Origin of the sequence: Arcobacter suis CECT 7833, assembly GCF_003544815.1 — a bacterium.
GTDB lineage: Bacteria > Campylobacterota > Campylobacteria > Campylobacterales > Arcobacteraceae > Aliarcobacter > Aliarcobacter suis.
The window spans coordinates 1,998,766-2,013,272 of sequence record NZ_CP032100.1 but is presented as its reverse complement, the minus strand read 5'-3'; the positions used below and the strand labels follow the sequence as shown (position 1 = coordinate 2,013,272).

The following is a 14,507-nucleotide window of genomic DNA, read 5'->3' as shown; positions in this document are numbered from 1 at the left end:
AGGTAATTTTGATAAAAAAACAGAACAGGAGAATCTTATAAAATTGAAATCAGATTTTACAAAAAATATAATTACTCTTATGACAGGTACAGCAATTGCTCAAGCAATCCCAATAGCAATAAGTCCAATTTTAACACGAATATATAACCCTGAAGATTTTGGAGTTTTTGCTTTATTTGTAGCCATAATTTCTGTATTAGCTAATACTGCCAATGCAAGATATGAATTGGCTATTATGCTTCCAAAAAAAGATGAAGATGCTATCAATATATTTGCGTTGGGATTTATTATTACTTGTCTTATATCATTATTTTTATTCTTATTACTTTTATTGTTTAATCAGTACTTTGTTCAATTACTTGGAAACGAAGAAATAGGTTTTTGGCTGTATTTTATACCTGTTACAGTTTTTTTCAGTGGTTTATATAATATTCTTAATTATTTTAATAATAGAAGAAAATGTTATAAAGATTTACGAAATGCAGCAATTTTAAAATCTATCGTTTTGGCAGTTATTCAAGTATCAATTGGATTGCTTAAACAAGGTGCTACAGGACTAATATCGGGACAAATAGTTTCAAATTTATTTGCCAATATCAAACTTTTAAATAATATTTTAAAAGACAAATTACTGATTTCAAAAATATCAATTGCTAAAATGATTGCATTAGCAAAAAAATACAAAAAATTTCCCAAATACAGTTTACCATCAAGCTTTGTAGATGATCTTACTCTTCAAATGAATTCGTTGTTACTTCCAAAAGTTTTTAATTTAACTGTAAGTGGATATTTTTTCCTTGCTCAAAAAATTGTTAATATGCCTGCTTCTTTAATAGCAAACTCAGTTTCTCAAGTATATTTTCAAAAACTTTCAGATAATAAAAACAAAAAGATTTTGAGTTTTGGATTTTATTTATCTACGATTAAAAAATTGTTTCTTATTGCACTACCTCTTGCAATCATTATTTATTTGTTTTCACCTTTTATGTTTTCTTTGATTTTTGGTGAAAAATGGAGAGTTTCAGGTGAAATTGCTCAATACTTAGCATGGATTTTTCTAATCAGATTTATAGTTTCTCCTTTAAGTATATCTTTTTCTGTTTCTATGGAAGTACAGAAAAGTGCTTTATGGAAATATATCTATTTTATTTCAACAAGTTTTTTATTTCTTTGTATTACATTATTTAATATTAGTTTTGATACATTTCTTCTATTTTTTCTATGGCATGAGATTGTATTGTATCTTTTATATTTTTATATGATTACTAAAACAGTTAAAAAAATAGACAGCGATATTTTAAATTTAAGGAAAAATAAGCTATGTGTGGAATAGTAGGAATATTAACTCAAAAACCCAATAAAATAGCTAAAAATATTTTTTTAGCCAATAATCAAATGTATAGAAGAGGTCCTGACGATGAGGGCTTTATTTTAGTAAATAATAAAAATATTGATATATGTTATGGCAAAGATACTCCTTTGAGTTCATTTGGTGATAAGCAACCTTATTATCCTATAAAAAATATTCAATCAGCTTTTGAGGACTTTTATACTTTATCCTTTGGACATAGACGTTTAAGTATCGTTGATTTATCATCGCATGGGCATCAGCCTATGTGTGATGAGTTAAGGCGATATTGGATAGTGTTTAATGGAGAGGTTTATAATTTCAAAGAAATAAGAGTAGAGTTAGAATCTCTAGGTTATAACTTTGTATCAAAGACAGATACAGAAGTGATACTAAAATCATATATGCAATGGGGAGAAAAATCTCTTCAGAAGTTCAATGGTGATTTTGCTTTTGCTATTTATGACAATGATAAAGAAGAGGTATTTTTAGCCAGAGATAGAGTAGGGATTAAACCTCTTTATTATACCGTTCAAAATGGGCATTTTCTTTTTGCCAGTGATATTAAAACACTGATTGCTTCAAAGCTATATACTCCAGAAGTTAATTGGGAAGGGTTATATCACAATTTTAGTTTTTCAATGGCACCAAGACCAATGACTTCATTTCAAGGTGTATATGCGTTAAAACAAGCACATTATATGAAAATAGATTGCAAGACACTAACGTTTGATGAAATTGAATATTGGGATATTCCAACCAATGTTCAAGATTTGACAATGAGTGAAAATGATGCTATTAATCTTTTGGAAGAAGAATTAAAGAAATCTATACAATACAGGCTTATTGCAGATGTAGATGTAGGTACATTTATGAGTGGAGGAATTGATTCAACAACAATTTCTGCAATGGCTTCTATCATGCATCCAAATATAAAAGCATTTACTTTGGCTTTTGATAAATCGATTAGTTTATACGATGAACTTGAAGAGGCAAAAGCAACTGCGAATATGTATAATATGCAACATATTATTTCCAATCTTGATGCCGATGTTGTTTTAAACAATATCAATAATATGGTTCTTGGATATGAAGAACCATTTTTTCACCTAGCTGCAAATTTTGCGATTTCTGAAATCGTTAAAAATAACAATGTTAAAGTTGTATTAAATGGATTAGGAGGAGATGAACTTTTTGCAGGATATGGGTTTTATAAAAGATTAAACAGTTGGAAAGTTTTATCAAATATAGGGTTTTTGTTTAATGTTATACCAAATACTTTACATCCTAAAGTAAAAACAATAAAGAAAATCTCAAAAGCCATTAATATCTATCAATATTACAGTTTGATTTATTCAACTTTTACTGACAGCGAAAAAAAATCTTTATTTAATAAAAACTATAATTCTATCGATGAAATATATAAACAATATGGGAAAAAAGATAAAAAGTTTACAGATGAATTGGAACTACTCAGTTATTTAGATATGAAATCGTATATTGGTAATCATCATGTGCATAGAACAGACCAATTTACAATGCATTTTTCAATTGAAGGAAGATTTCCTTTTTTAGACCATAATTTAATAGAAAAAGCTTTTACTATTCCATCAAAATATAAACTCAACGGAAATATACAAAAATATGTTCTTCGTAAAGTAGCAGAAAAATATATCGCACCAGAGTGTCTTAGTATGAAAAAGAAAGGTTTTGGTTTGCCACTTGAATATTGGTTTGATAATCAGTTAAAAGAATTAGTCAATAGTTCAATACAATCATTAAAACAAAGGAAAATATTTGAGAATCAAGGGATTGAAGATATTATGAAAAAAGGAACCATATCTCAAAAATGGCAACTTGTAATGTGTGAATTATGGTTTCAGAATTTTTTTGATAAAGGGATGATAAATGAATAAATATCTCAACCCCAAAAATTATATCCGTTTTATTATTTCAAAACTTTTTTCTTTAGTGTCTCCACTTATTAAACTTTGGGAAGATAAACAGATAAAAAAATATGCTTCAATGCCATTAAAACATCAGCCCGTGTTTATCATAGGAGCACCAAGAACAGGAAGCACTATTTTGTATCAAACGATTACAAATCAATTGGATGTATTATATATAGATAATTTAGTGTGTAACTTTCATCGGAATCTCTTTTTTGGATTTTGGCTAAGCAGTAAGTTTTTTGGTCAAAAAGCTCATAACTGTTTTGATTCAGACCATGGAGATACGAAAGGACTTCATTCTCCAAGTGAATGTGGTGCATTTTGGTACAGATGGCTTCCAAAAGAGAGACATTTTATTGATTATGATGATATAAATGACACTATGGTAAAAGAAATAAGAGATGAGATAACTAGTGTCATTAACTATTTTGATAAGCCTTTAGTATTCAAAAATCTTAATGCAGGGCAAAGAGTTAGATTATTACAAAAGTGTTTTCCTAATGGAAAATTTATTTTTGTAAAAAGAGAACCGATTTTTACTGCTCAATCTATTTTAAAAGCAAAGAGAAAATTAAAAATAGATGATAATCAATTTTGGTCAGTAATGCCAAAGAATTCTAATGATTTAGAAAAGTTATCTGCTTATGAACAAATAGTAAGCCAAATATATTTTATAGAAAAACAGATTGTAGATAATTTTAAAGAATTTAAAGAGCTAAAGCTTTATACGATAAATTATAATGAGATAGAAAATAAGTATTGTGAGTATAAAGATTTTATAACAACTAAAGAAAAACAAGATTTCAAGAAAGCACATATAGTACTAACTGAGAAAATAAGTCTAAATGAAAAAGAAGTAAAATTGTTTTCAAAAGAAATTCAACAATTTAACTGGATAAATTATGACAAATAAAGAAAAATATTGTAAGTGTATTAAAAACATAAAACGATTTTTTAGATATTGCATAGTTGATTATTTCAAAAGAATATATAATTTTATTCTATTTTTATTTTGTATAGAGCCAAAAAAAGAAGAAAATAAATCTTATGAATTATCAGAATTTGAAGAAAATAGTGATATAAAAAACCTAAAAGAAAATTTAAATAGATATTTAAAAGATAGTAGTTCAAAAGGTTTTGTCATATCTATAAAAGGAAATTGGGGAGTAGGAAAAACTTTTTTTTGGAATATTTATGCTAAAGAAAATTTAAATGAAAAAAAGTATGTGTATATTTCACTTTTTGGAATTAGCAAATTAGATGAGATAAAAACAAAGATATTGAATAAAATATCAAAACAAGCAAATATCGTAAATAAAATCAAAGGTTTATTAGGTTCTTCTAGGATAAAAGGGGTTGATATAGGAGCAGTTATATCACTTTTTGGAATAAAGAATTTTAAAGATATTGTAGTTTGTTTTGATGATTTTGAAAGATTATCTCCAAATCTAAATATATCTGAAGTTTTAGGAGTAATATCTGAACTAAAAGAGCAATATAATTGCAAAATTGTAATTATAAACAACAATGACCAGCTAGAAGAATTGGATAGATTAAATAGAAATTTAATTTTTACAAAAAATCAAGATATTCATAGACTAAGCTTAAGCAAAACAAATAATAATGAGATATTTAAAAAATATTTAGAAAAGATTTTAGATGTGGAGTATGAGTATTTTCCAGAAGTAAAATATCAAATAGAATTATTTGAAAAAATATATTTTGATAAAGAATATTTAAATTGGGATTTACTTGTAAATTTATTCAATAGACTCAAAGAAGATAAAAAAAGAAATATTAGAGTGATGAAACAATACTTTTTGAAGCTTGAAATACTAGAAGACATACTTAAAAAAGAAGATTTGGAAGATTTTTTTATAGATGAAATTCTGCTGAAAACCTTTGAATTATTGTTTGGATCGGATATTATAAATAAAGATTTTGGTTTTAAAAATATGAATAATTTGAATAGATTATATATAGAAGAGATAGTAAAAAATACAATAATAGATAAAGAGAAAATAAAAATAAAAATTTTAGAAGATATAGAAAGAGCAAGAGAGAATATAAAAAGAAGAGAAGATGATAATAAAAAATATGCAATATCCAAACAAATGCAAAAAGAAAATGAGGAGTATAAGAAAAAAATAGAAGATACTTATTTAAGATATATTTCTGATTTAGAATATGATAAAGAAACTTTTGTAAAAGAATTTTGCAAACTGTTAAAAGGTCGAAAAGATATTATAGGGTTTACTTATTTTGATAGATTTACAGTTTTTATTAAAGACTGTTTGATTGAAATAGATAAAAAACAAGAAGAAAAATATAAAAAGTTTTATAAACATAAAGCAAAAATATTTATTAAAAACGAATATAAAAATATGGAAAAATATTTTTTTCAACAAGCATATTTTTTAGATGAAGAAATTAAAAAAGAATTGAGAGAATATTATAATTGTTTGAAAGAAGGAGATATAAACTTTCAAAACAAACAAATAAATCAACTAGATATTTTGGACACGATGGCTAAAATTATAAAACAAGAGAGCAATAATACAGAAGAAAGAATGCTGGACAACATCTCAAAGCAAGAGCATGAAAAAAAGCTAAAAGAAGATGATAGTTTGTATTTTAAATCTACTTTTGAGTTGATTAAATATTTAAAAGATTCTTACAAACTTAAAAACTTGGAAAACTTTTATAATATTACTTTAGAAATTTATAAAGACTTATATAAAGATAAAGAGTATAAACATAGAGATAAAATAAGATTAATTTTAAAAGATTTTGGGATAGATACAAAAGAATTGAATAAAGTAGTTGAAGAGAATAATATAGAAGAGAGTAATTATGACAAATAAAGAAAAATACAGAGATTTTTGCAAAAAGGAGAAAGATATTCCTATTTTTAGTAAAGATTGGTGGCTTGATATTGTTTGCCAAGAATCGGATTGGGATGTAGTTCTTTTTGAAAAAGGTGGAGAGATTTGGGGAACTTTACCTTATCAAAAAACAAAAAAAGCTATATTTGACATAATTATAATGCCAGAACTTACTCAAACTATGGGGATTTATATTAAGTATCCATTAAAACAAAAATATTATAAAAAATTATCTTGGGAAAAAGAGGTCATGGAAAATATTATATCTGCTTTTCCAAAAGTTGATTATTTTTCTCAAAACTTTCATCATAGTTTGACAAATTGGTTGCCATTTTATTGGAATGGATTTATTCAAACGACACGATATACTTATATTATAGAAAATATCACAATCGAAGAATTAGAAAAAAACTTTGAAACTGATATAAGAAGAAGAAGAAGAAAAGCTTATGATGTAGGTATTGAAATCATTGAGAGTGATGATATAGAAAAATTTTATGAATTAAATTCAATGACATTTCAAAGACAAGGTCTAAAAATACCTTATAGCCTTGATTTTGTTAGAAAAATTTATACTATTTGTAAAGAAAATAATGCCGTTAAAATCTATTTTGCAAAGTATCAAAATGAGATTATTGCGGCAAATTTCTTGGTAAATGATGACAATACGGTATATTATCTTATGGGTGGCATTAATGCAGAAAAAAGAGATTTGGGAGCAATGGATGCTATCCAATTTGAGAGCATAAAATTTGCTTTAGAAAGTGGGAAAAGATTCGATTTTGAAGGTAGTATGATAGAGAGCATTGAAAAATATTTCAGAGGTTTTGGGGCAGTTCAAACGCCATATTTTAGTATTAAAAAAACCAATTCAAATATTCTAAAAATTAGAAATTTTATTAATGAGTTAAAAAAGTGATAAAAATAACAATTCCCCAAAATAATCTTGAAGAAAGAAGATATATACTGGATATTATTTTTAATGAGTTTTTAGGACTTTCTTACGAAGTAATGATTTGTGATTTGGGATTAGTGAATAGTTGTGATTGGAAAATTGAGCTTGCGAATGGCAGTAATCTTATAGTAGAAGATCACTTTTTCAACAAATATCCAAAAGAGCTAGAGTATTTAAAACTAGAGAACATACCAAGCACTATAAACTATGAACAAAAAAACAACAATCAATTTATACCAGAAAAAGATATACCAGTAATATATGGCACAAGTACACTAACCACGAATAGTCAATCACCAATCATTATTAAATGTGGTATCGATATATTTGCTTCCAGCTTTTTTATGCTTACACGTTGGGAAGAGTATGTAAACAAAAATAGAGACAAGCATGATAGATTTACTGCAACACAAAGTTTGGCTTATAAAAATGGTTTTTTAGACAGACCAATTGTAAACGAATATGTTGAGATGCTAAAAAATATGTTGTTGCATTTAGGATTAAATCAAAAAATAAAAGCTAGAAACTACCAACTTTATGTAACACATGATGTTGATAATATTAAGAAATTTATCAATTTCACAGATGGCATAAAAGAAATTGTCGGTGATATAGTTAAACGAAAAGATATAAAAAAGGCTTTTGCAAATTTTATTCAAAAAATCAAAGTTCATTTAAAATTAGAAAAAGATCCTTATGATACATTTGATAATTTAATAAAAATGAGCGATAAATACGCAGTAAAATCATATTTCTTTTTCATGGCTAATGGAGTAACAAAATATGATAATATGTATAAAAGTGATGATGATTTCATTGTAGATTTAATAAAAAGAATTAAAAGTAAAGGTCACCACATAGGAATTCATCCAACGTATAATGCTTATAATAATTATGAGCAATTAAAAAAAGAAAAAGAAGAATTAGAAAACAACTTTAATACACAAATAACTTTTGGAAGAGAACATTATTTAAGGTTTGAAGTTCCTATAACTTGGCAAATATGGGAAGATAATGCAATATCTTGGGATAGCACATGCGGATATGCAGATAAAGAAGGATTTCGCTGTGGGGTTTGTTATGAGTACAGCGTTTTTAATATTTTAACAAGAAAAAAACTCTCTTTAGTAGAAAAACCTCTTATCGTTATGGAAGATAGTTTTGTTACTTATCAATCTTTTTTAGAACTATTTGAAGTAGAAAGTAAAATAATGACTCTTATTAACAGAACAAAAAGATATAATGGCACTTTTGTTTTATTGTGGCATAATAGTAGCTTTAACACAATAAGTTCTAAACAATATGAATATATTTATGAAAAAATTTTAGGGAAAAGGTAATACAAAATGTGTGGAATATTTGGGCAAATTTCTAATAGTAAAATTAATAAAGAAAATTTTGAAAAACTTGTTAAACATTCAGAACAAAGAGGAGTTGATTCAAGTGGATTAATTTATTATGATAATAATCAATATAAAATTTCCAGAGCAGATTATAATATTGAGAAACTATTAAACAAGCTAAAGCCATACAATTCACATATAGTATTAGGGCATAGCAGACTAATCACCAATGGATTGGGAGATAACCAACCCGTTGTCAGAGATGATATTTGTGCTATACACAATGGAATAATAGTCAATGAAAAAGAGATTTGGGAAAAGTTGACAATTCAAAGAAAATATCAAATAGATTCAGAAGTTATAGTTGCTATTGCTGAAGAATATTTAAAAAATGCTGGAGAGATAACTGAGCTTCCAAATAAAATTCTCTCTTTATGTCGAGGTGTAGTTGCTTGTGCATTACTACTTCCTCTATATGGAAAACTTCTTTTATTTTCAAACAATGGAAGCTTATATGTAGGATACATAGAAGAGAATATATACTTTGCATCTGAAAGATACGCGTTAGATGAAATAAATTGTCAAAATATTAAACAAATTAAAGATGATGCTTTGATACTTGATATTACTTTGTCAAGTGAAAATTTTATTGTAAATGATGAAAATGTCAGAAAAGAGAATCTTATCCCTGAATTTAAGTTTAATCAAAATGAAGAAAAACTATTAGAGTTTAAAACAATTAATCTTAAACGATGTACAAAGTGCATTTTACCTGAAACCATGCCATTTATTAGATTTGATGAGCATGGTGTGTGTAATTACTGTAACAATTATAAGAAAAGAAATAAACCAAAACCCAAAGAAGAGCTTCTTAAACTTGTTGAGCCTTATAGAAGACCAGGAAAAGAACTTGATTGTATTGTTCCTTTTTCAGGAGGGCGTGATAGTTGTTATGGATTGCATTTAATTGTAAAAGAACTAGAAATGAAACCTGTAACTTATACTTATGATTGGGGAATGGTAACAGATCTAGGAAGAAGAAATATAAGTCAAATGTGTGGCGATATGGGGGTTGAAAATATTATCGTAGCAGCTGATATTTCGCAAAAAAGAAAAAATATAAAAATGAATTTACAAGCATGGCTAAAATCACCTCATTTAGGAATGATGGCAATGCTAACTGCTGGAGATAAACACTTTTTTAGATATGTAGAAGCCATAAAAAAGCAAACAGGAATAAATCTAAATCTTTGGGGAGTAAATCCACTCGAACAAACCCATTTTAAAACAGGGTTTTTAGGAATAAAACCAGATTTTGAAGAAGATAAAGTATATACCAATGGAGTTATGAAGCAACTAAGATACCACAGTAAACGATTTAAAGCAATGCTTGAAAGCCCAGGATATTTTAACAGTTCTTTATGGGATACCTTATCGGGTGAGTATTATAGAAGCTTTATGCAAAAAGAAGATTATTACCATATCTTTGATTATTGGACATGGGAAGAAAATATAGTCAATGATACCTTAATTCATCAATATGACTGGGAAACAGCAATAGATACAAGTACAACGTGGAGAATAGGCGATGGAACAGCAGGATTTTATAACTATGTGTATTATACGGTAGCAGGATTTACAGAACATGATACCTTTAGAAGTAATCAAATACGAGAAGAGCAATTAACAAGAGAAGAGGCTTTAAAACTTGTAGAAGATGAAAATCAACCAAGATATCAAAATATAAGATGGTATTTAGATACCTTAGGAATGGATTTTGAAGAAGTAATAAAAATTGTTAATTCTATTCCAAAACTTTATAAGCATTAAGGAAAATAGAGTGGATATAGTTTTATGTACAAATAATAAATTTGAAGACCCTTTTTTACATAGCCAACTTCTAAAAATTTATGATGAGATTTCTTTAGTTGATAAAAAATATTTATTTTGTAGAAATAGAAAAGAAAAAGACAGTGAAGAAATAATCAATATTGAATTTGGAAAAATTTCATTTGTAGTGTATTTTATTAAACTTTTATTCTTTACTTTTAAAATTAATTCATCAAAAACAGTTTATCACATTCGAGGTTTTGTTAGTGCATTTATATTTTATTTTGTTCAAAAAATTTTATTTTGGAAAAAAGTAAGTTATATATATGACCCAAGAGGAGCTTTTGTAACGGAATTATCAGAATCAAAATTTGCAAGTCAAGATAATTTCATTTTGAGAATTTTAAGATTTATTGAAAAAAGTATTATTAAACATTCGATTAAGACAATCGTTACTACAGAAAGATTTAAAAATTTGTATAAAGATTATTATGAAAATTCGTCTAAGTATGTTGTTTTATATAATACTTCCGCACTGACTTCTTTAGATTTTGTAGAGGAAAAGTTGGTTGAAAAAGATTGCATAAACATTTGTTATATTGGAAGCATTGATCATTGGCATAATTTAGATGAAATTAGTAGAGTATTGAAATATACTCAAGATATTATTCCACAGAATACAAAAGTTTATTTTTTTACAAACTATCCTAATAGAGAGATGATAAAAGAAAAGTTATCTGTATTAATGATTAAAGATTTTACAGTTAAGTTTATTCCTTATGAAGAAGTTGAAAAAAATTTAACAAATATGGATATTTGTATATCGGTTGTAGAGCCTACCAAATCTCAATTAATTGCATCTCCTATTAAAATATCAGATTACATTCAATTGAATAAAATAATTATTTCAAATAAAAACATTGGGGATTTTGATGATTTCTTTATTGAGAATAACAGTGTTCAATTATATGAATACGCAGAAGAATTAAATTTTAATTTAGATGAACTTGATTCTTTAAATAGAGAAAAAAATGAAGTTTTAAAAAAACGATTAAATATACAAAATAATATTGTAAAAATTGAGAAAATATTAAGTGAGTATCAGAATGACTCAAATTAAAGAAATTCAGGCATTAAGAGGTATTGCAGTTTTACTTGTAATTTTATATCATTTTAATATTACGGGTTTTAATAGTGGATTTGTTGGAGTTGATATATTTTTTGTTATATCGGGTTTTATTATTACTAGACAAATCTCTTTATTGATTCAAAAAGATAAGTTTTTTTTATCAGAATTTTATTTAAAAAGAATCAAAAGATTGTTTCCTGCTCTTTTTATTGTGGTATTAAGTTGTTTTATTATTGCCATATTTATTTATCCTCCTAATGATTTGCTACGCTTTTCAAAAGAGTCTATTTTTTCACTCTTTGGAATGCAGAATTTCTTCTTGCTTAATCAAGCAGGATATTTTGATGTGAGTGCAATTACAAGAACATTATTACACATCTGGTCTTTATCCATAGAAGAACAATTTTATTTATTTTGGCCTTTTTTATTGTTGTTTGTAATGAAAAAGCTAAATAAAAAAAGAAATATTCTATTAATTTTATGTATGATTTCAGGTTCGATTCTTTTGAATTTTATTTTTAAAAATTATGAAAATCTCGTTTTTTATATGCTTCCATTTAGAGCATTTGAGTTTTTAATTGGGGCTATTGCTTTTTTATTGTATGAAGACATACAAAAATTAAAAATAGTTCAATATAACTCTCTGGGTTATATTATTATAGCAGTATTGTTTTTTGTAATTATTTTTAATAATGAAACATCATCATTAGTATTTATTTTGGCTGTGATTTTCTTAACTTTTTTATTATTTTTTATACAAAAGAATTTAATTTTAAGTAATTCTGTATTGTGTTATTTAGGAAACATCTCGTATTCTTTATATTTGATACATTGGCCTATTTTGGTTTTTTATCTGTTTTATGAATTAAAGAGTTTAGAAGAATTACTTTTTATTGAAAAAGTGTGTTTGATTTTTTTATCTTTTATACTTTCAATGCTATCTTACTATTACATTGAAAATAAATTTCGTCATACTTCTTTTGTGTCGATTAGATGGAAAATTCTGTTTATAATGATTTCTGTATTTGTTGTCTCAATGCTAATTGTTATAAAAGAAAAAGGATTAACGGCAAGATATAGTGAGCAAATTCGAAAGAACTTGGATTATTTAGCCTTAAATCATGATGATTATACTTGGGAAAACTTTAAATTGTTTAAAGAATTTAAGCATTATAGTTTTAAAACATTTCATGATTTGCCTATTAAACAAAAAGGGAATTTTGAAGAAAATGAAAAAACAAAATTGCTTGTTATTGGAGATAGCCAAGCTGCTGATTTTGTTAACTTGTTAGTAGATTCAGAAAAAACAAATTTCCAACTCAGAACAATTCCTATTTCTGCTGGTTGTCAAAGTATAGTTTTACCATTAGATAACTATCATGAATTTGCTGAAAAAAATACACAAATAAGAAAAGTAGATATTCCTTATTGTGAGAGAGAACATACATATCTTTGGAGAAGTGAAGTTGTAAAAGAAGCAGATGTAATTGTAATCGCAGCACATTATTATCCTTGGTCAATAAAATTTTTAAATGATACAGTTGATTTTTTTAAAAATAAAAATCCTAATGCTAAAGTATATTTTTTAGAGCTTAAGAATCAAAAATATTTTGCAAGTTCAATATTAATTTCTTCAACTATTAAGAATAATGTATTAGATATAAAAGCAATTGAAGTTAATAAATTAATGAAACAAGCAGTAGGAGAGACAAGCATAATTTCCTTAAATAACATATTTTGTGACTCATATGATAATTGTGAAGTTTTAACAGAATCGCTCTATCCAATTTTATTTGATAAAATCCATTTTACACCTAAAGGATCAGAATTTATAGCAAAACATCAAAATTTTGATGAATTAATTAATAGAATTCTTAAGTAAAACAATATGAATAATAAAATTGGTATTTCAAAATTTGGTCTATTGACAACATTTAGTTTTTTTATATTAAGTTTTTTAGGAAGAATTTTATTTCCTTTTGGGGATGAACCAGATTTTGAAGTTAGGGCACCTGGAGTTCTTTATGATGAGCATTTATGGTGGTCACCTTATTATTTATTGCATGATTTGTTTTTATACTTAAATCCTATTTCTTCTTGTCAAATGATAGAATCTCGAATATCTTTATATATTGATATTGGAGCAGATTGTTTTGAAAGTATAGAACAAATTACGATAAGGCTTTTTATCACATTATTATTGATTTCTCCCTTATTATTTGCAATTACTTTTCGGAAAATATTTATTTCTATAATGGATAAATTGAATTTTAAATTAACAAAAAAAGATTGGAATAATAGATTAGATGCTTTAAGTTTATCTTTAATTTTTCCAAGTATGATCTACTATCTAGGAGTTTTCTCAGAAGAACAATTTACATTAATTTTATCTTTGTATATATTTCTTTTTTGGCGATTCTCTATAACAATATTGTTTTTAGTAACTTTAATAGTATTAATTGATGTTGGTAATGGAATAGTTGTTTTCACATTTATAATATTTGCATATCTTTTTATTTGGATTTATCAAAAATTCAATTTTAAAGTAAGCATTCTATTCATGTTATCTATAATATTATTTGCGTATATAACAGGTATATCATTATTAATTTATTTGAATGATATGATATTTTTATCATCTAAAATTCAATCTATGTATGAAAATGCTATAGTCGCATATGATAAATATCCAATTCTTTTAAGACCAATAATTACATATATGACGGCAGTTTTCATGACAGCCAATGGAATTAAAGTGGTTATAGTCTATATATTATTTGGAGTACTATTTTGTTATATGTTAATTAAATTAGTTAAAAATTATAACCATTATAAACAATACAATTATAATCTGATTCTATTTTATAATGTATTCACCGTAATTTTATTTTTTATTTTTATGTTTCCAGATTATACATTTGCTAAATATTATATGTTTATGATGCCCTTTATACTAATGATCTTTTTATTTGTTTTCAATAAATTTAATGTATATAAAATTGTTTTATTTGGTAATTTTGTTATATTTATTCATTTAATAATATATCGTTTGTAAATTCATAATC

At 25.7% G+C, this 14,507-nt stretch carries 10 protein-coding genes; all 10 read left to right on the top strand.

The features are described 5' to 3' along the window. The first annotated feature begins 43 nt into the window (after positions 1 to 43). From ASUIS_RS10315 to ASUIS_RS10270, 10 genes are read left to right on the top strand one after another with little or no spacing between them, the layout of a single operon-like run. A complete protein-coding gene (locus ASUIS_RS10315) occupies positions 44 to 1,333 on the top strand; it encodes a lipopolysaccharide biosynthesis protein (protein WP_118887049.1) in 1,290 nt (429 codons plus the stop codon). Beyond that, a complete protein-coding gene (asnB, locus tag ASUIS_RS10310) occupies positions 1,321 to 3,264 on the top strand; it encodes an asparagine synthase (glutamine-hydrolyzing) (RefSeq protein ID WP_118887048.1) in 1,944 nt (647 codons plus the stop codon). Before ASUIS_RS10315 ends, asnB begins: the two co-directional genes overlap by 13 nt. Beyond that, entirely contained in the window at positions 3,257 to 4,213 is a 957-nt protein-coding gene (locus ASUIS_RS10305) for a sulfotransferase (RefSeq protein WP_118887047.1), read from the top strand. The genes asnB and ASUIS_RS10305 overlap by 8 nt, the downstream gene beginning before the upstream one ends. Then, complete coding sequence (locus tag ASUIS_RS10300) at positions 4,203 to 6,164, top strand: P-loop NTPase fold protein (RefSeq protein ID WP_118887046.1); 1,962 nt, start codon at positions 4,203 to 4,205, stop codon at positions 6,162 to 6,164. The genes ASUIS_RS10305 and ASUIS_RS10300 overlap by 11 nt, the downstream gene beginning before the upstream one ends. Then, positions 6,154 to 7,104 (top strand): GNAT family N-acetyltransferase, encoded by a 951-nt coding sequence (locus tag ASUIS_RS10295; protein WP_204513393.1) that lies wholly within the window; start codon positions 6,154 to 6,156, stop codon positions 7,102 to 7,104. The genes ASUIS_RS10300 and ASUIS_RS10295 overlap by 11 nt, the downstream gene beginning before the upstream one ends. Continuing rightward, positions 7,101 to 8,480, top strand: coding sequence for a polysaccharide deacetylase family protein (locus ASUIS_RS10290; RefSeq protein ID WP_118887044.1), 1,380 nt, complete (start codon positions 7,101 to 7,103; stop codon positions 8,478 to 8,480). The genes ASUIS_RS10295 and ASUIS_RS10290 overlap by 4 nt, the downstream gene beginning before the upstream one ends. Positions 8,481 to 8,486: 6 nt before the next feature. Next, a complete protein-coding gene (locus ASUIS_RS10285) occupies positions 8,487 to 10,313 on the top strand; it encodes a glucosamine 6-phosphate synthetase (RefSeq protein WP_118887043.1) in 1,827 nt (608 codons plus the stop codon). A 10-nt stretch (positions 10,314 to 10,323) separates the two neighbouring features. After that, positions 10,324 to 11,433 (top strand): glycosyltransferase family protein, encoded by a 1,110-nt coding sequence (locus ASUIS_RS10280; protein WP_118887042.1) that lies wholly within the window; start codon positions 10,324 to 10,326, stop codon positions 11,431 to 11,433. Next, complete coding sequence (locus ASUIS_RS10275) at positions 11,420 to 13,324, top strand: acyltransferase family protein (RefSeq protein WP_118887041.1); 1,905 nt, start codon at positions 11,420 to 11,422, stop codon at positions 13,322 to 13,324. The genes ASUIS_RS10280 and ASUIS_RS10275 overlap by 14 nt, the downstream gene beginning before the upstream one ends. 6 nt (positions 13,325 to 13,330) lie before the next feature. After that, positions 13,331 to 14,497, top strand: a complete 1,167-nt coding sequence (locus ASUIS_RS10270) for a hypothetical protein (protein ID WP_118887040.1) — start codon at positions 13,331 to 13,333, stop codon at positions 14,495 to 14,497. Positions 14,498 to 14,507 lie beyond the last annotated feature (10 nt).

Bases quoted from the DNA above. Each gene is read 5' to 3' on its own strand.
- ASUIS_RS10305 (WP_118887047.1), top strand. From the start codon at position 3,257: ATGAATAAATATCTCAACCCCAAAAATTATATCCGTTTTATTATTTCA.
- ASUIS_RS10295 (WP_204513393.1), top strand. From the start codon at position 6,154: ATGACAAATAAAGAAAAATACAGAGATTTTTGCAAAAAGGAGAAAGAT.
- ASUIS_RS10275 (WP_118887041.1), top strand. From the start codon at position 11,420: ATGACTCAAATTAAAGAAATTCAGGCATTAAGAGGTATTGCAGTTTTA.
- asnB (WP_118887048.1), top strand. From the start codon at position 1,321: ATGTGTGGAATAGTAGGAATATTAACTCAAAAACCCAATAAAATAGCT.
- ASUIS_RS10300 (WP_118887046.1), top strand. From the start codon at position 4,203: ATGACAAATAAAGAAAAATATTGTAAGTGTATTAAAAACATAAAACGA.
- ASUIS_RS10270 (WP_118887040.1), top strand. From the start codon at position 13,331: ATGAATAATAAAATTGGTATTTCAAAATTTGGTCTATTGACAACATTT.
- ASUIS_RS10285 (WP_118887043.1), top strand. From the start codon at position 8,487: ATGTGTGGAATATTTGGGCAAATTTCTAATAGTAAAATTAATAAAGAA.